Source organism: Sorangium sp. So ce381, from assembly GCF_051473845.1.
Lineage (GTDB): Bacteria > Myxococcota_A > Polyangia > Polyangiales > Polyangiaceae > Sorangium > Sorangium atrum.
This window is the reverse complement of the sequence record NZ_CP150336.1, coordinates 5,360,859-5,379,698: the sequence shown is the minus strand read 5'-3', so window position 1 is coordinate 5,379,698 and position 18,840 is coordinate 5,360,859. Positions and strand designations below refer to the sequence as shown.

Sequence of the window (18,840 nt, the reverse complement as noted above, 5' to 3'; positions counted from 1 at the left end):
CGGGGACCCCGTTCCGCGTCAGAGGCAGCTGCAGAGCGGATCGCCAGGGGCACAGTTGCAGGGCGCCTTGGTGCCGCCGCCGCTCGCCGGCGCGCCGCCCGCGGCCGGGCGTCCGCCGCCGCCGCGGCGCAGCTGCTCCTGCTTCTGCTGCTCGGCCTCGAGCTGCTTCTGCAGGGCGAGGCGCGTGGCCTCGTCCTTGGCGGTCGCGAGCTGATCGCGCAGCCCGGCCATCTTGCCTTCGGACTCCTTGAACTGCGCCTCGAGGCGCTTGTTCGCCTCCTCGAGCTCGCGGGCCCTCGCGGCCTCGGCCTGGATGCGCGCCTCGTTCTTCTGCGCCGAGTCGACGGCGACGACCGTGACGATGCCGATCACCAGCACGCTCGCGATGGCCCCGCCGATGAGGAGCTTGCGCAGCTTCTTCTTCCCTTCGTCCTGCTGCAGCGCAGCGAGCGAGCGCTCGTGGTGCTGCTGCGCGGCCATCGCCTCGAGCCGCGCCTTCTGCTCGGCCTCGACGCGCGCCTTCTCGATCTCGGCCTGCCGGATCGCCTCGAGCCGCGCCGCCTCCTCGCGGGACCGGCGCTCCTCGTTGCGGCGGCGCTCCTCCTCGGTGCGGATGCGATGCTCCTCGGCATCGCGCGCGGCGCGCTCCGCCTCGACGCGCGCCTTCTCGGCGGCGGCGGCGGCGGCGGCCTTCTGGGCCTCTTCGCTCTTGATGCGATCCTCCTCGAGGTTCATCAGCTCCTTGAGCGAGAACAGGACCGAGCTTTCCTTCTGTTCCGACATGACCTCGTGGCTCCTTCGATCGAGCGCGTGCGGTTTGGCTACCAAGGGGCGGTGCGGGGACCTGCAGGTCGCCCTCGGAGGGCCACCGAGCAGGACGATTCTGACCCGCAGAGCGGCTTTGACGCAATTATTCGCGAACGCCACGACCCTCGTGATGTCGAGGCGCCGCGGAGCCGCCAGCCAGAGTATCGCCGTGGTGCACCGCAGGTACCAGCGGAAATCGCTGCGCTCCGTCCCTTCCACCTCACCTCCACGTCTTCACGTAGGTCACGTCGGCCACGTCGGGCGCCCTCGGTCCTCCTTGGCTCACCTCCGCTTCCCCCCGGTCGTTCACCGCGCGCCTGCGCCGCCAGACGAACTGGTCCGTCGTGGAGGGCGCCCGGGGCATCACGGAAGAGGGGGCCGCCCGACGGAGAGCACCGTCGCTGACGACGGCCCCGTTGGATTCTCGGTGGCTCTCCGGTAGCGTCGCGCGCCCATGGCGAAGCTCATCAAGGCGCACATCACCGGTACGGTCTGGAAGATCGAGGTCAAGCCGGGCGACGAGGTCGAAGAGGGGACCGTCGTCGTCATCCTCGAGTCCATGAAGATGGAGATGCCCGTCGAGGCCGAGGAAGAGGGGACGGTCGAGGAGATCCTCATCACCGAGGGGGCAGCCGTCACGGAAGGCGCCCCGCTGGTCAGGCTGGCCTGATCGGCTGTCAGGGCGGGCGGGGGCCCGACCGTCCACGGACGTACATCGCGCTCACGCCCGGGTCATTCGCTCGGCGCGTGAGTGCGGTCGCGTGGCGGCGCTCCCTCGCAGGACGCGCGCCGCGCCGCTCACTCGCGCCAGAAGAACTTCCAGGGGTTGTGCTTGAGGTCTCGCGCGAGCTCCTGCAGGTCGTCGAACAGCTGCTCATCCATCACGAGCGCGCCGACCGTCCCCTTGCCGCGCTTGACGTGGGCGAGGACCTCCTGGGCGTCGGCGGTCGCAGCCCTCGCCCTGCCCGCGATCTCGGCGATGTCGTCGAGCGTCTTCCTGATCTTGACCTGCTCCGTCTCCCCGCCGACCGTGGTCGAGAGCCGGCGCGCGTTCGCCAGCGTCTCGCGCGCGTCCGCCATGAGCGGCGGCAGATCGCGCGCGGCCGTCCCCGTCAGCTGATCGGTGTTCGCGAGGATGCGGTCGATCTGCGGGTTGTTCACGTACCGCTGCCGCGCGTCCTTCACGAGATCGGTGCCGTCGACGCTCATCTGCTCGACGTTCTCGGCGATGCGATCGAGCCGATCCTGGTTCCTGTGCATGAAGTCGCCGGTGCCCTTCAGCGTCTTCCGGAGCCCGTCGAACGCCTCCCCGACCTCTTCGCGGTGCTCGCGCATCGCGGAGACCGTCGCGTGCAGGAGCTCGTAGCCCTCGGCGAGGAGCATGTCGAGGCGCGGCGGATCGAGCCCCCGGACGACGGCGTTCGGCGGGATCACGGGCCGATCGGTCGAGCCGGGCTCGATCGCGAGGAACTGCTCGCCGAGCACGCCCTGCGTGGTGACGTAGAACGTGGCGTTGTCGTGGATGCTCTGCTGGTAGCGTTCCTCGAGGCGCAGCTGGATCCGCACGAGCGGCTCGCGCTTGCCGTCCTTGCCGAGCTTGCCGCCGCTGAAGTGGATCTCGCTCAGCTTGCCGACCTCCACGCCCGCGATCTTCACCGGCGCCCCGGTCTGGAGGCCGCCCGGGTTGTCGAACTCGACGTAGATCGAGTACTTCGGCTGGAAGTTGACCCCGCCCATCACGAGGATGAACGTGGCGAGGAGCCCGAGCGCCGTCAGGATGAGGATCCCGACCTTGACCTCGATCGATCGCGGGCTTGCCATGAGTTCGTTATCTTCTCCGATCTGGCGGCGGCCGGGTGAGGGAAATAGGCCAAGATCCGCCTGCCGCGGCGCGATATTCGAGCGGGCGGCGTGACGCTTCGCGCAGCCATTGCTTTGACGCAACCGCGCTTCTCGCTTCTTCCCGCCTCTTCCCAGATTGCCAGGCCCCGATGATTTCGTTCCGGAATGTCAGGAAATCCTTTGGCCCCAAAGATGTCCTCAAGGACGTCTCGTTCGACGTCGAGGACGGCGAGGTGTTCTTCATCATCGGGCAGTCGGGGGTCGGGAAGAGCGTGCTCATCAAGCACCTCGTGGGGTTGCTCTATCCGGACGGCGGGGAGATCTGGCTGGACGGAGAGGAGGTGAGCCGCTTCGACGAAGCCCGGATGTACCCGGTGAGGATGAAGTGCGCGATGGTGTTCCAGCACTCGACGCTGTTCGACTCGATGACGTGCGCCGAGAACGTTGCGCTCCCGCTCCGCAAGCACAAGGGGCTCAGGCCGAAGGAGGCGCTCGCGGAGGCGCGGCGGCGGCTCGAGCAGGTGCATATGCGCGAGTTCGGGGACCGCTTCCCGCCGGAGCTCGGCGACGGGATGCGCAAGCGCGTCGCCATCGCCCGCGCGCTCACGCTCGACCCGCGCTACGTGCTCTTCGACGAGCCGACCACCAGCCTCGACCCGGTGAGCGCGCGGCGCGTCGACAAGCTGATCCGCGAGCTCAGCGACACCCTCGGCGTGACGAGCATCGTCGTGAGCCACGACCTCGTCAGCATCTTCACGATCGCCGACCGCATCGTCATGCTCTATCAGGGCCTCGTCCGCCTGCTCGGGGATCGCGCGGCATTCCAGGGCTCGCCGGATGCGGTCGTGCAGCAGTTCATCACCGGCAGCGCCGAGGGGCCGATCGAGTGAGGCGCCGGCGCGGCGCGGCGGGGCCGCCCGCCTAGCGGAAGATCAGGAAAGCGGCCGCCGAGATCAGCATGTTGAGCACGATGACCGCGAGCGAGGAGTTCACGACCGCGCGCGTCGTCGCCCAGCCCACGCCCTCGCTGCCGCCGAAGGTCGACAGGCCGGAGTGGCCGGAGACCACCGGGATCGCGGCGCCGTAGGCCACGCACTTCGCGAGGCCGGTCGCGAGATCACCCGCGTCGACGAGGCTGACGTTCATGAACGTCTCGGGGCTGACGTCGAACATGCTGTACGCGGTGATCATCCCGGTGGTGAAGGAGACCGCGGCGCTCCAGACGATGAGGCACGTGGTCATGAGGACGCTCGCGATGAACCGCGGCTTGATGAGGTAGTCGATCGGATCGGCCGCGCACATGCGGAGCGCGTCGACCTGCTCGGTCACCACCATCGAGCCGATCTCGGCGGCGATGCCCGCGCCGACCCGCGTGGCGAGCATCAGCGCGGCGATCGAGGCGGCGAGATCGCGGACGAGCAGCTCGAGGTACGTCGCGCCGAGCATGGTCAGATCCGGGATGACCCGCTTCGCCTGCTGGCCGGCCTGGAAGACCATGATCATCCCGATGAAGCCCATCACGACCGTCAGGAAGAACAGCGACTTGTTGCCGATCTCGTACATCTGGAGGAGCACCGCGCCCGGCTCGCGGCGCCCCTTCGCGCAGTAGTAAAGCGTCCTCACGAATACCGAGTAGAGCTCGTGCGCCGACCGGAAGAGGGACAGCGCGGCGGCGCCGAGCGCGGCGACGCCGGACGCCTCCGGCGCGAGATCCCTGAGCTCGCTCGAGGGCGGGCCGGCGCTCGGGCGATCGGGGGAGCTCTTGTCCGGGGAGGGCATGCGCGGCGCCGCCGATCAGTCGAGCGTGAACGAGACGAAGTAGTCGAGGATGAAGATGCCGGCGGCCGAGGCGACGACGGTCGCGTTGACCGCGCGGCCGACGCCGGGCGCGCCGCCGGTCACGCCGAGGCCGTACTGGCAGCTCGAGAGCGCGAGGACGACGCCGAAGACGACGCTCTTGACGAGGCCGCTCGTGACGTCGCCGATGTCGAGCAGCCCGCTCGTGAGGCCGTTGTAGAAGACGGCCGGCGCGACGCCGAGGAGGAGGTCGCCGGTCAGCGCGGCGCCGAGCAGGGCGAGCGCGTCGGCGAAGATCACCGAGAGGAGCAGCGTCAGCACCATCGCGAGGAAGCGCGGGGCGATGAGGAAGCTCACCGGGTCGATCGCGAGGACGCGGAGGGCGTCGATCTGCTCGGTGACGACCATGGTGCCGAGCTCGGCGGTGTTGTTGGCGCCGACGCGGCCGTTGATCATGAGCGCCGTGAGCAGCGGGGCGATCTCGCGGAGCGTGCCGAAGCCGGCGCCCCAGCCGAGCAGGCCGTGCGCGCCGAAGCGCTCGACCAGCGGCGCCGCCTGGATGACCATGATCGCGCCGGTGAAGAGGGCGGTCACGATGACGATGGGCATCGACTTGACGCCCATCCTGTAGAGGTTGCGCATGAACTCGGCGCCATCGACGCGGAGCGTGGCCACGCGCGCCGCGATCTTGCCCGCGAGCACGGCCATGCCGCCCACGGTGGCGGCGATCTGGAGGAACGAGCCGCCGAGCTGGTGGACGCCGGAGGGCTCCTGCGCGAGCGGCGCGCGCGGCCGCTTCACGGGTGGCGCGGGAGGCGCGCCGGACGAGGCGAGCGCGCCGCCGCCGTGAGCGCGCGCGGCGGTGCCTGGGCCAGCAGGAGACGTCATGGGAGACCGGAGCTTAGCCCAAGGCCCCCGGGGAGCGCGGCGCGATCTGGCGCCCCGGGAGGCCGACGCCCGAGAGGTCGAGACCGCTACCCAAACAGGAGATCGTCCTCTACCTGAAATGTGCCCGCCTCACCCCGAGGCCGTCTCGTGCGATGGCGAACGCGCGCTCCTGCGCGCAATGCCGGCGCGCCTCGCCGGAGGAGCGCGCCGGCCCGGAGGCGGGCTGTCGGCGACGATGTCCGATCCCTGGTGGAGCGAGCCTGGTGAAGAGCAGAGAAGCAGATGCGATGTCCCCTCATGAGGGCGCGGGCGCGTCGACGGGCGAGATCCGGGCTGGCCTCCTCGACGACGGCCGGACGTTCGCCGTCCTCTCGGCGGCGACGTTCGCGCTGAAGGCGATCTTCGTGAAGCTCGCCTACGCGGCGCACCCCGTCGACGCGGTGACGCTGCTCGCGCTGCGGATGGGCATCGCGCTGCCGTTCTTCCTGTGGCTCGCCCGGAGGGAGCACGGCGCCGCCGAAGGGCCCCTGACGCCCCGCCTCTGGGGAGGTGTGCTGATCGTCGGGTTCGTCGGATATTACCTCTCCAGCCTGTTCGACTTCATCGGGCTCACGTACATCAGCACCGGCCTCGAGCGGCTGATCCTGTTCGTGTATCCGACGCTGGTCCTCCTGATCGGCGCGGCGTGGCTGAAGCAGCCGGTGCGCGGGAAGGCCTGGGGAGCGCTCGCCGTGTGTTACCTCGGGCTCGCGGCGGCGGTCTGGCACGATCTCGAGCAAACCGGAGACGTGCGGGCCGTCGCCGTCGGCGGAGCGTGGGTGTTCGCGAGCTCGGTGACCTACGCGCTCTACTACATCGGCGTCGGCAAGCTCGCCTCCAGGGTCGGCTCGACGCGCCTCGCCGCCTACTGCGGGGCGGCCTCGTGCGTGATGGTGCTCGCGCACTACGCGGTGACGGGGAGCCCGGCCAGGCTGGGCGAGCTCCCGGCGTCGGTGTGGGGGTACGCGGCGGCGATGGCGACGATCAGCACGGTGCTCCCCATCGTGCTGCTCGCCGCCGCCATCCGGCGGCTCGGCGCGGGCCGCGCGGCGACGTTCTCGACGCTCGGCCCGGTGCTCACGATCGCGTTCTCCTGGGTCATCCTGGGCGAGCCGGCCACGTGGCAGCAGGTCGCCGGGCTCGCGCTGGTCGTGGGCGGAGTGACCTGGCTCGGCAAGTCGAAGTGAACCTGCACCCCGCTCGGGAGCGCCGGGGCCGCGGGGCGCGGCGCATGCCCGCCGCGAGGTCAGGCGTCGTGCACCGCGGGGCGAGGCCCTGGTGAGCCGCCGCCGAAGAGCTCGCTCCGGACGCGATCGCGCTCGCGTTCGAGCTGCTCGGACGTCGCGCCCAGCCGCACGAGGAGGCGCTCGGTCATCGAGAACGCGACCTCCGCCTCGCCTGTCACCACGACGTCCGCGCCCGCCTTCTTCAGCGCGGTCACCTCGCGCAGGTAGAAGGCGCGGGCGAGGACGAACAGCCGCGGGTTCACGCCCTTCGCCTGCTCGATGACGCCGTCCCCGGGCGCGCCCGCCGCCGTGAACAGCAGGCTGTCCGCCGTCCCGACCCCGGCCCGCTCGAGGATCTCCCGCTGCGTGGCGTCGCCGTAGATCGCGCGGATGCCCTGGTCCTGCAGCTGCTTCACCGTGTCGAGGTTCAGCTCGACGACGGTCGGCGCGATGCCGTTCTCACGGAGCAGCCGCGTCAGCGTCTTCCCGACAGGGCCGTAGCCCACCACGACGGTGCGGTGGGCGTGCTCGTCCGCCGGAGCGGCCTCGGCTGCCGCCTCGCGCCGCAGGAAGAGCGCGGACGTCCATCGCGCGAGGCGATCCCGGAGGCCGAAGAGCACCGGGTTCAGCGTGATCGACACGATGGCGGCGGCGACGAGCGCCTGCTCGGCCTCGACCGGGAGGACGCCGAGCTTCTTGCCGAGCGCCGCGAGGATGAACGAGAACTCCCCGATCTGCGCGAGCGAGAGGGCCACGGCGAAGCCGGTCTGGAGGGGGCGGCGGAGCAGCGTCGTCACCGCGAGCGCGGCGAGCGGCTTGCCGATCAGCACCACCGCGAGCGTCCCCGCGGCCAGCTGCCAGCCCACGGCGAGCTGCGCCGGGTCGAGGTGCATCCCCACCGAGACGAAGAACAGCACGGCGAACGCGTCGCGCATCGGGAGCGCCTCCGACGCGGCGCGCGAGCTGAAGTCGGACTGGCCGACGACCAGGCCGCCGAGGAAGGCGCCGAGCGCCATCGACGATCCGAAGAGGATGGCCGAGCCCACGGCGACGCCGAGCGCGACGACGAGCACCGTCAGCGTGAAGAGCTCCCGCGAGCCGGTCTTCGCCACGTACCCGAGCAGCGCGGGGATGACGCGCTGTCCGACGATGAAGATGAACGCCACGAGCCCGGCGAGCTTCAGGACCGCGATCCCCACGGACACGGCGACGCCCGCCGCGCCCGCGCCCGCGGCTTCGCCCATCACGGCGGGGAGCAGCACGAGCACCAGCACGGTGAAGACGTCCTCGAGCACGAGCCAGCCGATGGCGAGGTGGCCAGCGGGGGTGTGCAGAACGTCGTTGTCGCTGAGGACCCGCGTGAGCACGACGGTGCTCGCCACCGAGATGGCGACGCCGAACACGACCGCCGCGCCCCACGTCCAGCCCGCGGCGCGGCCGACCATGGCGCCGAGCGCCGTGGCGACCGCGATCTGGATGAGGGCGCCTGGCACGGCGACCTTGCGCACGGCGAGGAGCTCGCGGACGTGGAACTGCAGGCCGACCCCGAACATCAGCAGGATGACCCCGATCTCCGCGAGCTGGTCCGCGAGCCGCTTGTCCGCCACGAACCCCGGGGTGAAGGGGCCGACGAGGAGGCCGGCCAGCAGGTAGCCCACGATGGGAGAGAGCCTCAGGCGCTGGGTGACGAAGCCGAGCGCCAGGGCTGCGGTGAGCCCGCCCGTGATCGTGAGGATGAGGTCGAGTTCGTGCGGCATGTCCGGGTCTAGCGCTTTCCGTCGCCGGCCGCCGCATCGCGGTGCGGCGCCGCCGGCGATCGCGAGCGCGGTCCGGACCGCTCGCCTCTGCTTACATATTCACTTATTACACGCCCACGACGCCGATGGCCTCGTACGCCTCGATGATGTGCGGCTCCTCCCTGGCCTTGGCGACCCACGCCTGCATCGCGGGCAGCCCGAGGATCGACGCCACGTAGCGCCGGGAGACGGCGTCGAGCTCGACGCCGTACGTGTCGAACCGCGTCGCGACCGGCGCGTACATGGCGTCCGCCACGCTGAAGCGCCCGAACAGGAACTCGCCTCCCTGGCCGAAGCGCGATCGGCAGTCGTTCCATATCACCTGGACGCGCGCGATGTCCTCCGACGCCGCCTCGGTGAGCGCCACGCCCTGGATCTTCCGCCGCACGTTCATCGGCAGCGCGGTGCGGAGCGCGGTGAAGCTGCTCGCCATCTCGGCGCTCACCGATCGCGCGACGGCGCGCGCGTCGCGCGCCTCCGGCCAGAGCTTCGCCGCGGGGAAGATCTCCGCCGCATACTCGGCGATCGCGAGCGACTCCCAGATCGTGAGCGCCCCGTGCTGCAAGGCCGGCACCTTGCCCGACGGAGAGTAACGCTGGATCTCGAGCGTGCGCGTGCCGGGCGCCCGGAGGGGGATCACCACCTCTTCGAAATCGGCGCCAGCCTGCTTCAGGGCGAGCCAGGCCCGGAGCGACCACGAGGAATAGGTCCTGTTCCCGATATAGAGGGTGAGCTCAGCCATCCGCGGAGTCTACCACCGCGGTCGACACGCGCGGCGGCGGCCGCGTCGACGGCGCGCTCACCGCGCTCGTCGCGCCAGCTCGCCCCCGAACACCTCGCTCGCCAGCGCCTCCACCGCCATGCGGACCGCCTCGTCGCTCGTGTGGCGCACCCGGAAGCCCAGCGCCGCCAGCTTGCCAGGATCCATCCGCGATCGCGGCACGTCCCCAGGCCACCCGCGCTCGCCTCCCTGATACCGGATCACCGCGTCCGGATAGGGCGACGCCGCCACGCACAGCTCCGCGATGCGCGAGACGCTCGTCGTGTCCTCGGGCGCGAGGTTGTAGATGTTGAGCCGCTCCCTGGCCTGATCGAAGCCGAACAGGATCCCCTCCGCGCAGTCCCGGACATCGAGGTACGGCTTCGACTGGCGCCCATCGCCGAGCACCTCGAGCTCCGTCCGCCGATCGCGCAGCTTCTTCAGGAAATCGAGCGCCGCGCCGTGCGTCCCGCGCGGCCCGACGACGTTGCCGAAGCGGTAGATCCACGCCGTGAGGCCGAAGCACTCGACATAGGCGCTGATGAGCGCCTCGCCCGCGAGCTTGCTCGCGCCGTAGAGCGAGATGGGCAAGGCGCCGAGATCGCCCTCCGCGCACCGACGCGCGGTGTCGCCGTAGACCGTCCCGGAGGACGAGAAGATCAGCCGGCCGACGGCCGTCCGCCGCATCGCCTCGAGCACGTTGTACGTAGCGATGGTGCCCTGATCGAGGTCGAGCCGCGTCCGCGCGAGCCCCCAGCGCGCCTCGGGGTTCGCCGCGAGGTGCACGACGAGGTCGTGGCCCGCCATGGCCTCGGTGAGCCGCTCCAGATCGAGGGCGTCGGCCTCGACGAGCGCCGCGCGCCCGGAGGCGAGGTGCGGCGCCACGAACGCGCGGCGCCCGACAGAGAGGTTGTCGTAGATCGTCACGGGGCCGCGCTCGACCAGGCGATCGGTAAGGTGGCTCCCGATGAACCCGGCGCCGCCGACGACGAACGACCTGAGCTCCTTCATCACGCGTCTCCCGCGGCTCCCGCGATCCCCGAGGCCAGGCGCTCGATCCGCGCCGCGAACTGGAGGCGATCCTGGGTCACGAGGCGGAACGGCAGATCGTGGATCCGGAGCGGCCACTCGAGGCCGGTGATGCGACCGCCCGCGCCGCGCACGAGATCGACGAGCCCGCCCGGCGTGAAATACGTGCCCCGCACCTCGACGCCGGGCGCGGCGTTCCCGGCGAGATCCATCCAGAGCAGCACGCGCTCCGAGACCGGGCCGAACCGGAAGTGATCCTTGAGCGCGACGACGCGGGACGTGACCCGCAGCGCATCGGCGAGCAGCGCGCCGGGGCGCGCGGCGTGGTGCAGCACGTCGGAGAGGAGCACCGCCTCGAACGCCGCGTCGGGGAAGGGGAGGCGCTCGCCGTCATAGCCGATGACCGGCAGCGCCGCCCCGGGACGCGCCTTCACGTCCACGCCGACGACGCGGGGCGCCCCGACCAGGCGCGCGACCTCCAGCGCGACCGTGCCGTCGCCCGCGCCCACGTCGAGCAGCGACGCCGCAGGGCCCACCTGCGCGGCCAGCGCCCGCGCGACGCGGGCCACGCGCGGCACGTGGACCAGGCGATGGTGCAAGGAGAACAAGGCGCGCTCTAGGACCGTCATCGTGCATCCGAGCCCCGGCGCCGCCCGCGCCGGAGAGCCGCGCCACGCTAGTCGAGCGCCCGAGGACCGGCAACGCCCGGGGCCGGACACGCGCCGCTGGAGGCCGAGGCGGCCTCGTGAGCGCGACGAGCTCGGACGCCGCGGCATGGCAGGACAGCGACGACATCGCGAGATAACGACATCTCTCGAGGGGGCTTCTCAGGGCGCCCTGGGCTTCGTGGACACCGCTCCGCCGCGCGTGGCAGGGCCGCACAGCGCGGTCCTCGTTACGCCCCACCCGAATGGGCGGCTGCTCCGAAACAACCACTCTTCCATGCTCTGCGACAATGACGGTCCGTGGCGCGCGCCTCTCGCCGTTCTCGCGCCGCTCACGCTTGACCGATTCGCGTCATCGAACATAGCTGATCGATGATCGGAGCGCGCGGAAAGGGGCTTGTGAGGTGCGGTGGTTGCCGGCTCGTTCTGGCATCTCTCTGGTTCGCCATTTCAGGGTGCAGCGGAGAGACTGGAGACAAGGAGGCGGGCCACGACACTGCCCCTCCAGACGACTCGGAGCCAGGCGAAGCGACGTTCGCGCCGGCGGAGGCCACGGAGCTCTGGTTCGTGGAGTTCGAGCGAGCGCCGGCCGCGAGGGACAGCGGGGGCGACCGCGTCAAGCGCCTTGCCGAGGAGGAGCGGGAGCTCTTCCGGCGAGCCGCCGCGGCCCGCGGGCTCCGGTACAAACAACGATTCTCGTTCGAGGAGCTCTGGAACGGCCTCTCCGTCCGGGTCGCGCAGGAGAGCTCTGCCGCGCTCGCGGACATGCCCGGGGTCAAGGCCGTCTACCCCGTGGTGCCGGTGGAGCTCGACACCACGCGCGCGGCGCCGACGGTCGACCCGGACCTCGCCGTCGCAGGCGAGATGTCGGGCGCGGACGTCGTGCGCCGAGAGCTCGGCGTGACCGGCGAGGGCATCCGCGTCGGCGTGATCGACAGCGGCATCGACTACAATCACCCCGATCTCGGAGGCTGCTTCGGCCCGGGCTGCCGCGTGGCGTTTGGCTACGATTTCGTCGGCGACGATTTCGTCGCCGGCGACCCGAGCAAGCCGCCCGTGCCCGACGGACAGCCCGACGATTGCCTGGGCCATGGCACGCACGTCGCCGGCATCATCGGGGCGAACGGGGTCGTGCAGGGCGTGGCCCCGGACGTGACCTTCGGCGCTTACCGCGTGTTCGGCTGCCGCGGCGGCTCTCGCGCGGACATCATCCTCAAGGCGATGGAGCGGGCAGCCAGCGACGGCATGCACGTCATCAACATCAGCATCGGAACGCCGTTCCAGTGGCCTGACTACCCGACGGCGGCGGCGGCGAGCGCGCTCGTCGGGCGCGGCGTCGTGGTCGTCGCGTCGATCGGCAACAGCGGCGAAAAGGGGCTCTGGGCCGCCGGCGCGCCCGGCGTGGGAGAGGCGGTCATCGGCACCGCGTCCGTCGACAGCTCCCGCGTCACCACCCTGTCGTTCACCGTCTCGCCGGGCGACGCCGTGATCGGCTACGCTCGCGCCGCCGGGAGCCCGCCCGCGCCGCTCTCGGGCAGCGCCGCCCTCGCGCGCACGGGGACGATCACCAGCGCGCGCGACGCGTGCGCCGCTCTCCCCGCCGGCAGCCTCGCGGGCCAGATCGCGCTCGTCCGGCGCGGCGGCTGCTCGTTCCACCTGAAGGCCGCGCGCGCGCAGGCCGCGGGCGCCGTCGGCGTCGTGCTCTACAACGACCGGGCCGGGGCGATGAGCCCGTCCGTGGAGGGCGACGACCCGATCACCATCCCGGTCGTGGGGATCGCGCAGGCGGACGGCGAGCTCCTCAACGCGCGCCTCGACGCGGGATCCGTGACCCAGAGCTGGACCCATCGGGCCGTGGCCGCGCGGAACGGCACCGCGGGCCTCGTCTCCCGCTTCAGCTCGTACGGCCTGAGCGCGGCGCTGTCCTTCAAGCCCGATCTCGCGGCGCCCGGGGGCACGATCTACTCGACGGTGCCGATCGAGCAAGGCTCGTACGACACGCTCAGCGGGACGTCGATGGCGGCGCCGCACGTGGCCGGGGCCGTCGCGCTCCTGCTCGCCGCGCGCCCGGAGCTGTCCGCGGCGCGCGTGCGCGACGTCCTGCAGAACACCGCGGTCCCCGCGCCGTGGAGCGGAGATCTGGGCGCCGGCGTGCCGGAGAGCGCGCATCGGCAGGGCGCAGGGGTGATCCGCGTCGACCGGGCGATCCGCGCGACCACCATGATCATCCCTGGAAAGCTCTCGCTGGGAGAGAGCGAGGCCGGCCCCGCCGCGCGCACGCTGACGCTCGAGAACTCGAGCGGGCACGACGTCACTTATGACCTGTCGCACGTGCCCGCGGCGTGCGCGACCGCGGGCGACCACTGGGCGCCGGCGAGCGCCACGACCGGCGCTGCGCGCGTCGATTTCAGCGCCGCGAGCGTCACGGTGCCCGCCGCCGGGAGCGCGACCGTCTCCGTCACGGTCACGGCGAGCGACGCGCTCGCGGAAGGCGGCCTGTTCGGCGGCTACCTCGTGTTCACGCCGCGGGGCGGCGCGGCCGACGGCCTGCTGCGGGTGCCGTATGCGGGCTTCAAGGGCGATTATCAGAGCCTGCCCGTCCTCAAGCCGTCGGGTCTCGGGGCTCCGTGGCTCGGCAAGCTGAGCGGGGCGCGCCTGACCCAGCAGCCGCGCGGCGCGGCCTACACGCTGCAGTCGGACGACGTGCCGTATGTGGTCGTCCACCTCGATCACGGCGCGGAGCGCCTGACGCTGGACATCGTCGACGCCGCCACGGCGAAGCCGTGGGGGCGCGCGCTGATGCTGTCCCACGTCGGTCAGAGCGCTTCCGCGACGTCGGTCACGCGGTACGGATGGAAGGGCACGACGACGCTCGACGGGAGGCTGACCGTCGTGCCGGACGGGGATTACCTGATCAAGCTCCGCGCGCTCCGTGCGCTCGGCGATCCGGACAACGAGGCGCACTGGGAGACGTGGACGTCGCCTGTCGTCACCCTCGATCGGCCGTGACGGGTCCGCTCATGGCGCCTTGTAGACGAGCACCGGCCAGAGCCGGCGCGCGACGCGCACGAGGTCGCGTTGCGCCCGCATGACCACGCCGATGTCCTTGTAGGCCGAGGGCGCCTCCTCGCGCAGCCGGTCCGCGAGGCGGTGATCGAACCACACGCCCTCGGCCTCTCGCAGCAGCTGCCGCGCGCCGATGCGGCGGCGCGCCTCGCCCCGCGGCAGCGCGCGCCCGGCGCCGTGCGCCGACGAGCCGAGCGCCTCGGGGTGGCCGCGCCCCTCGACGTGGAAGCTCGGGCTCCCCATCGACCCGGGCACGACGCCGAGCTCCCCCTCGCGGAGCCCCATGGCGCCCTTGCGGTGCACCCACAGCGCGCGTCCGCCGTGCTCCTCGCGCCGGACGTGGTTGTGATCGACCTCGACGCGCGACGACGCGTCGGCGTCGACGCCGAACAGCTCGGCGAAGAGCGAGAGGGCCTCGGTGACCATCCGCGCGCGGCTCGCCCGCGCGTACCTTGCGGCCCAGGCGGCGTCATCGAGGTACGCGCGCCCGGCTTCGCTGTCGGCGTCGAGGAAGCGGACGCCCGACGCGTCGCGCGCCGCGAGCGCCTCGTGGTGCTGCCGGATCGCGGGGCCCATGGCGCGCGAGCCGCTATGGAGGAGCAGCCACAGCGCGCCCTCCTCGTCGCGTTGCACCTCCAGGAAATGGTTGCCCCGGCCGAGCGTGCCCAGCTCCATCCGGCCCTCGCGGTGCTTCATCGCCTCGAGGCGAGGCGCGGCGAGCCGCGCCTCGGCGAGATCGCCGGGCAGCGGCGGGGCGCCGGCGGCGGGGCGCAACAGGTGCGGGACGCGGCGGCACAGCGCGGAGAGGAGCTGCGCCGCGCGATCGCGATCCGCGAGCAGATCGGCGTCCGCGCGGAGCCGCAGCGCGACCATGCCGCAGCCGATGTCGCCGCCGACCGCCGCCGGCAGGAGGCGGCGGGTCGTGGCGGTCACCGTGCCGACGCACACGTCGTCGGCCACGTGCGCGTCCGGCATGACCGCGATGTGCGCGACGTCTTCGGTGCGCGCGAGCCGCGAGAGCGACGCGCTGAGCGCCGCGCTCGCGCCCTCCGGGAGCCACGCGGAGATGCGCGCGCTCACGGCTCTCCCTCCGGCGGCAGCACCTGAAACGCGAGCGTCGGCGCGCGCTTGCGGGTGATCGCCCCTGCGACCTCCGAGCGCACGTAGCCCGCCACCTTCTCCAGCCGCGCCGCCGCCAGCTCCGGCGGCGTGCCAGGCCTGACCTGCACGACCACCGCGAGCCGGCTGGCGTCCGGCGCCGGCTCCACCCCCATCACCCAGACGCCCTGGAGGACGTCGTCGCGGAGCGCGGCGAGCGCGTCGCTCACCGCCTCCTGCACCTGACGGCAGAGCTGGCGCTCCTTGCGCTGCGCGTTCCGCGCCGCCGTCCCACCGAACAACGAACCTGCATCCACGACGGAGCGCGCGCTTTCGCGGCTCCGCGATCGATCTTTGCCCATGCCATGCTCCCGAGGGCGCGGCGACGCACCTACGCGTCGGCCGCGCGGTTCCAGCGACACGCGAGATGAGCTCGGGGATGTGAGCCTCGCCGGCGCGCTCAGCGGCGCGTCAGGCCGAGGCTCGTCGATGCAATGGGGTGCATGGCGGGCCTCCTTCGCCGCGTAGGGTGCACGAGCGAGGGCCGAGGCGCAAGGCGCGCCCCGGCTGCGCTCCCGGCGGGGTGATCGCCGGTGATCGCGCTAGATGGCCTGCTGGCGATGATGCGCCGGCGCCGCGCACTGGTACTTGGCGACCCTGGCGACGACGCGGAGCATCCGGCGCATGACGAGCCTCCCGAGCGGCGCCGTCAGCGCGTCCAGGAGGAACAGCCGCCGCCTCGTCCGCGTGTCGGTCGCGCGGACGCGCGCCTCGTACGCGAGCAGCGTCCGGCGCTGTCCGTAGGGCATCACGACGAAGCCCGCCGCCGCCTTGAAGTGACCGGCGCAGTCGAACGACTTGAACTCGGCGGCGGTCCGCCTCGTGAACATGCTCTCCACGTTGAACAGGCGCGCGATCGAGCCGATGACGATCTCGGATCCCTCCTTTTCGGCGAGCTTGGACTGGCCGTAATCCTCGATGTTCTGGAGCGACATCCGCGCGCGCGCCGGGAGCGGCGCGAGGCGGAGCCTGCGCCGGGCGCGCCGCACGGCGGCCAGGCGGAGCGCGAAGACCGCGCGCAAGAGGAGAGAGCGGCTCCTCGCGAAATCCACCCTCTTCAGCGTGGCGTACGTCACCTCCGGTGGCGCCATCACCACGATCGCGTGGTTCATGACGATATCGGCTTCCGGCAGGATATGCTCGAGCAGCGTGGGGCTGGCGCCGGAGCGCTGCGGGCACCCGTGCGAGGCATCCGTGGCTTGCTCTCCGCCCTGTCGGCTCTCACCCTGTTCCGTCGAGATGGTCTGCATGGCGAACTACCCCCTGCGGGTGTTCATTGGGCAGTCTCGACGGAACGCCAGCAGGGGACTCCTGCCCTTCGACTCAGCCTTTCGCGCGCCGGGAGGCCTCCGTCATGCGGTGGGCGATGCGGAACGCCATCTCGAGGGACTGGCGGTAGTTCAGCCTCGGGTCGCACAGGCTCGCGTAGCGCTGGTCGAGATCGGACTCCGTGAGCCCGGCCCCGACGCACTCGGTGACATCGTCGCCCGTGAGCTCGAAGTGGACGCCGCCGAGGTGGGATCCCATGGACTCGTGCACCTCGAAGCTCCCCTCGATCTCGGTGAGGATATCCTCGAAATTCCGTGTCTTGATCCCGCCGGACGTCGTCAGTGTATTGCCGTGCATCGGGTCGGACATCCAGAGCACCTTGCGCCCGGCGGACCGCACCGCCTCGATGAGCGGCGGGAGCCCGTCGCGCACGCGGCCCGCGCCCATGCGCACGATGAGCACGATCTTGCCCGGCTCGTCCGCCGGGTTGAGCCTGTCGAGGAGGCGAATCACGTCGTCCCGGAGCGTCTTCGGGCCGAGCTTGATGCCCAGCGGGTTCTCCACGCCGCTGAAGAACTCGACGTGCGCGCCGTCCGGCTGCCGCGTGCGCTCGCCGATCCAGGGCAGGTGGGTCGTCAGGTCGTAGAAGCCGGGCCGGCGCGCGACCTTCCGCGTCTGCGCGGACTCGTAGTGCAGGTTGAGCCCCTCATGGCTCGTGAAGAACTCGACCCGCGAGAGCTCCCCGACCGGCACCTCCGCGAGCGCCTCCATGAACCGAAGGGCCTCCCCGACCTGCTCCGTCATCCGCTGGTATCGCTCGCGCAGCTCGCCGGGCAGATCCGCCCGCTCGAGGAAGCTCAGGTCCCAGTACTCCGGGTGGTGCAGATCGGCGAAGCCACCCTCCGACAGGGAACGGATGAAATTCAGGGTGATCGCCGCGTGCTGATATCCCGCGATCATCAGGTTCGGATCGGGGCGCCGGGCGGAGGCGTCGAAGGGAGCACGATTGATGAGATCCCCGAAATAGCTGGGCAAGCTCACGCCATCGCGCGTCTCGACCGGGCTGGAGCGCGGCTTGGCGTACTGCCCGGCAAAGCGCCCGAGGCGCACCACCGGCCGGCGGGCGCCGTGCACCAGCACGAGCGACATCTGGAGCAGGATCTTCAGCTTGTTCGTGACGATGTTCGGGCGGCAGTCGTCGAGCGTCTCCGCGCAGTCTCCCCCCTGGAGCACGAACCGGCGGCCGAGCTGCGCTTCGGCCAGATAGCCTTTGAGTCGCTCGACCTCCCACGAGGTCACGAGCGGCGGTAACGCCCGGAGCTTCTCGACGGCCGCCTGGACGGCCTCGGGCTCGTCATACGGGAGGGGCGCAGCGTTGAAACGTTCACGCCATGAATCCGGCGACCAGGGTTGAGCAGGAACGTACATGAGTTGAGCCCTACTATGTCAAGGCTCCCACCTGCGCAACCCTCGGTCAACGTCATCGATTCGAGCGTGAGGCGATGGGCTCGCGGGCGCGGTCATCGGCTCACCGACGCTGTCGTCGGCTCGCAGGCGCGGTCATCGGCTCGCAGGCGCGGTCATCGGCTCGCAGGCGCGTCCGCCGCCCGGGGCGATGGCCCGGTGCGCGCCTCGATCGCCTGGATCGCCGCCTTGATCTCTCCCGCGATCGAGGCGCACGCCGCCGTGCAGCGGCTCATGCCCAGAAAGCCGCACCCCTTGCCCTTGCTGGTGATGAGCGGCGCGAGGACATCGATGGCGCGCCGATCGCCGTCGGTCGTCGCGCGCGCCAGCAAGGCCTGCCTCGCCTTGCAGGAGGGCGCGACCCGGAGCTCGTTGGCGATGCGCAGCGCGGGCGTCGCTCGCCCCAGGACCGCGGCCTCCGCGAGCCGCTTCGCGGCGCGCTCCTTCAGCGCGGAGCTGCCCACCGCGAGCTCGTAGAGCAGATCCGGCCCGGAGCTCCCCATGCCGCTCGCCATCAGATCGAGCGCGGCCGAGGCCACCTCGGGCGGTCCGCCGGCGGCGCTCGAGACGATGCGCTCCACGTCGTCGTCGGCCGCCGCCCCCGGATCGAGCTCCAGCAGCCGCTTCGCCGCGGTGAGCGCGGCGGCGTGGTAAGGCGGCGGGAGCGCGTGGCGCAGCATCAGCGCGCGGAAGATCGCCGGATCCTTCGGGTAGCGCGAGGCGAGCGCCTCGAGCGCGAGCACGCCGCCCGCGGTCGCCGTCGCGAGCTCGTCGGCGGGGACGGCATCGGAGGGTTTCGGCGCGACCGGACGCCGGAGGCCGGAGCTCGACGGCGTCGCGCGCTCGGCGAGCGAGGCCGCCTCGAGCCGGGAGAGGGAGTCGCCGTCGCGCAGCAGCGCCGCGGCGATCACGACGGCCACGAGGGCAGCCGCGCCCGTGACAAGCCACAGCGCAGCGGGCGGCGTCCGCGCCAGCAGGGAGGGGCGCGAGCCCGAGGCGTTGCCGCCTGCGCCGAGCACGGTGGTTGTTCCCGC

The 18,840-nt window shown here is 71.8% G+C and carries 18 protein-coding genes; 4 read left to right on the top strand and 14 right to left on the bottom strand.

Annotated features, from left to right (window positions below; genetic code table 11):
* Positions 1 to 18: 18 nt before the first annotated feature.
* Positions 19 to 1,026 (bottom strand): hypothetical protein, encoded by a 1,008-nt coding sequence (locus WMF29_RS20185; protein WP_437330404.1) that lies wholly within the window; start codon positions 1,024 to 1,026, stop codon positions 19 to 21.
* A 1-nt stretch (position 1,027) separates the two neighbouring features.
* Positions 1,028 to 1,171, bottom strand: coding sequence for a hypothetical protein (locus WMF29_RS20180; RefSeq protein WP_437330403.1), 144 nt, complete (start codon positions 1,169 to 1,171; stop codon positions 1,028 to 1,030).
* Between the two features lie 90 nt (positions 1,172 to 1,261).
* Here WMF29_RS20180 and WMF29_RS20175 point away from each other — a divergent pair, with 90 nt between their 5' ends.
* Complete coding sequence (locus tag WMF29_RS20175) at positions 1,262 to 1,477, top strand: acetyl-CoA carboxylase biotin carboxyl carrier protein subunit (protein WP_437330402.1); 216 nt, start codon at positions 1,262 to 1,264, stop codon at positions 1,475 to 1,477.
* A 128-nt stretch (positions 1,478 to 1,605) separates the two neighbouring features.
* Here the strand turns inward: WMF29_RS20175 and WMF29_RS20170 are convergent, their stop codons facing one another.
* The gene (locus WMF29_RS20170; RefSeq protein ID WP_272099388.1) at positions 1,606 to 2,628 is read right to left on the bottom strand and encodes an MlaD family protein; all 1,023 of its coding nucleotides are present in this window, start codon (positions 2,626 to 2,628) and stop codon (positions 1,606 to 1,608) included.
* A gap of 170 nt (positions 2,629 to 2,798) precedes the next feature.
* Between WMF29_RS20170 and WMF29_RS20165 the strand changes: the two genes are divergently transcribed.
* Complete coding sequence (locus WMF29_RS20165; RefSeq protein WP_437330401.1) at positions 2,799 to 3,539, top strand: ABC transporter ATP-binding protein; 741 nt, start codon at positions 2,799 to 2,801, stop codon at positions 3,537 to 3,539.
* A gap of 31 nt (positions 3,540 to 3,570) precedes the next feature.
* Here the strand turns inward: WMF29_RS20165 and WMF29_RS20160 are convergent, their stop codons facing one another.
* Both WMF29_RS20160 and WMF29_RS20155 read right to left on the bottom strand, forming a co-directional pair.
* A complete protein-coding gene (locus tag WMF29_RS20160; protein ID WP_437330400.1) occupies positions 3,571 to 4,428 on the bottom strand; it encodes an MlaE family ABC transporter permease in 858 nt (285 codons plus the stop codon).
* Between the two features lie 15 nt (positions 4,429 to 4,443).
* Positions 4,444 to 5,334, bottom strand: a complete 891-nt coding sequence (locus WMF29_RS20155; protein WP_272099383.1) for an MlaE family ABC transporter permease — start codon at positions 5,332 to 5,334, stop codon at positions 4,444 to 4,446.
* A gap of 287 nt (positions 5,335 to 5,621) precedes the next feature.
* On the opposite strand from WMF29_RS20155, the gene WMF29_RS20150 reads away from it, so the two are divergent.
* Complete coding sequence (locus tag WMF29_RS20150) at positions 5,622 to 6,560, top strand: DMT family transporter (protein ID WP_437330399.1); 939 nt, start codon at positions 5,622 to 5,624, stop codon at positions 6,558 to 6,560.
* 59 nt (positions 6,561 to 6,619) lie between these two features.
* On the opposite strand, the gene WMF29_RS20145 is transcribed toward WMF29_RS20150, so the two are convergent.
* From WMF29_RS20145 to WMF29_RS20130, 4 genes are all read right to left on the bottom strand, one after another.
* A complete protein-coding gene (locus WMF29_RS20145) occupies positions 6,620 to 8,356 on the bottom strand; it encodes a cation:proton antiporter (RefSeq protein ID WP_272099379.1) in 1,737 nt (578 codons plus the stop codon).
* A 106-nt stretch (positions 8,357 to 8,462) separates the two neighbouring features.
* On the bottom strand, positions 8,463 to 9,137 hold the full coding sequence (locus WMF29_RS20140; protein WP_437330398.1) for a glutathione S-transferase family protein: 675 nt from the start codon (positions 9,135 to 9,137) through the stop codon (positions 8,463 to 8,465).
* Positions 9,138 to 9,194: 57 nt separating this feature from the next.
* A complete protein-coding gene (locus tag WMF29_RS20135; protein WP_437330397.1) occupies positions 9,195 to 10,166 on the bottom strand; it encodes an NAD-dependent epimerase/dehydratase family protein in 972 nt (323 codons plus the stop codon).
* Positions 10,166 to 10,813, bottom strand: coding sequence for a class I SAM-dependent methyltransferase (locus WMF29_RS20130; protein WP_437330396.1), 648 nt, complete (start codon positions 10,811 to 10,813; stop codon positions 10,166 to 10,168). Before WMF29_RS20130 ends, WMF29_RS20135 begins: the two co-directional genes overlap by 1 nt.
* 603 nt (positions 10,814 to 11,416) lie before the next feature.
* Between WMF29_RS20130 and WMF29_RS20125 the strand changes: the two genes are divergently transcribed.
* Positions 11,417 to 13,858, top strand: coding sequence for a S8 family serine peptidase (locus WMF29_RS20125; protein WP_437330395.1), 2,442 nt, complete (start codon positions 11,417 to 11,419; stop codon positions 13,856 to 13,858).
* Between the two features lie 9 nt (positions 13,859 to 13,867).
* Here WMF29_RS20125 and WMF29_RS20120 read toward each other — a convergent pair whose 3' ends face one another.
* The 5 genes from WMF29_RS20120 to WMF29_RS20100 all read right to left on the bottom strand — a co-directional run bounded on the left by WMF29_RS20120 (position 13,868) and on the right by WMF29_RS20100 (position 18,825).
* Positions 13,868 to 14,995 carry an RtcB family protein gene (locus tag WMF29_RS20120; protein WP_437330394.1) on the bottom strand — a complete coding sequence of 376 codons (1,128 nt, stop codon included), beginning with the start codon at positions 14,993 to 14,995 and terminating at the stop codon, positions 13,868 to 13,870.
* A complete protein-coding gene (locus WMF29_RS20115; RefSeq protein WP_437330393.1) occupies positions 14,992 to 15,315 on the bottom strand; it encodes a ribosome-binding factor A in 324 nt (107 codons plus the stop codon). Before WMF29_RS20115 ends, WMF29_RS20120 begins: the two co-directional genes overlap by 4 nt.
* Before the next feature lie 300 nt (positions 15,316 to 15,615).
* Positions 15,616 to 16,323, bottom strand: coding sequence for a hypothetical protein (locus tag WMF29_RS20110; RefSeq protein WP_437330392.1), 708 nt, complete (start codon positions 16,321 to 16,323; stop codon positions 15,616 to 15,618).
* A 73-nt stretch (positions 16,324 to 16,396) separates the two neighbouring features.
* The gene (locus WMF29_RS20105; protein ID WP_437330391.1) at positions 16,397 to 17,770 is read right to left on the bottom strand and encodes a 3-deoxy-7-phosphoheptulonate synthase class II; all 1,374 of its coding nucleotides are present in this window, start codon (positions 17,768 to 17,770) and stop codon (positions 16,397 to 16,399) included.
* A 152-nt stretch (positions 17,771 to 17,922) separates the two neighbouring features.
* Entirely contained in the window at positions 17,923 to 18,825 is a 903-nt protein-coding gene (locus WMF29_RS20100; RefSeq protein WP_437330390.1) for a hypothetical protein, read from the bottom strand.
* Between the last annotated feature and the right edge of the window lie 15 nt (positions 18,826 to 18,840).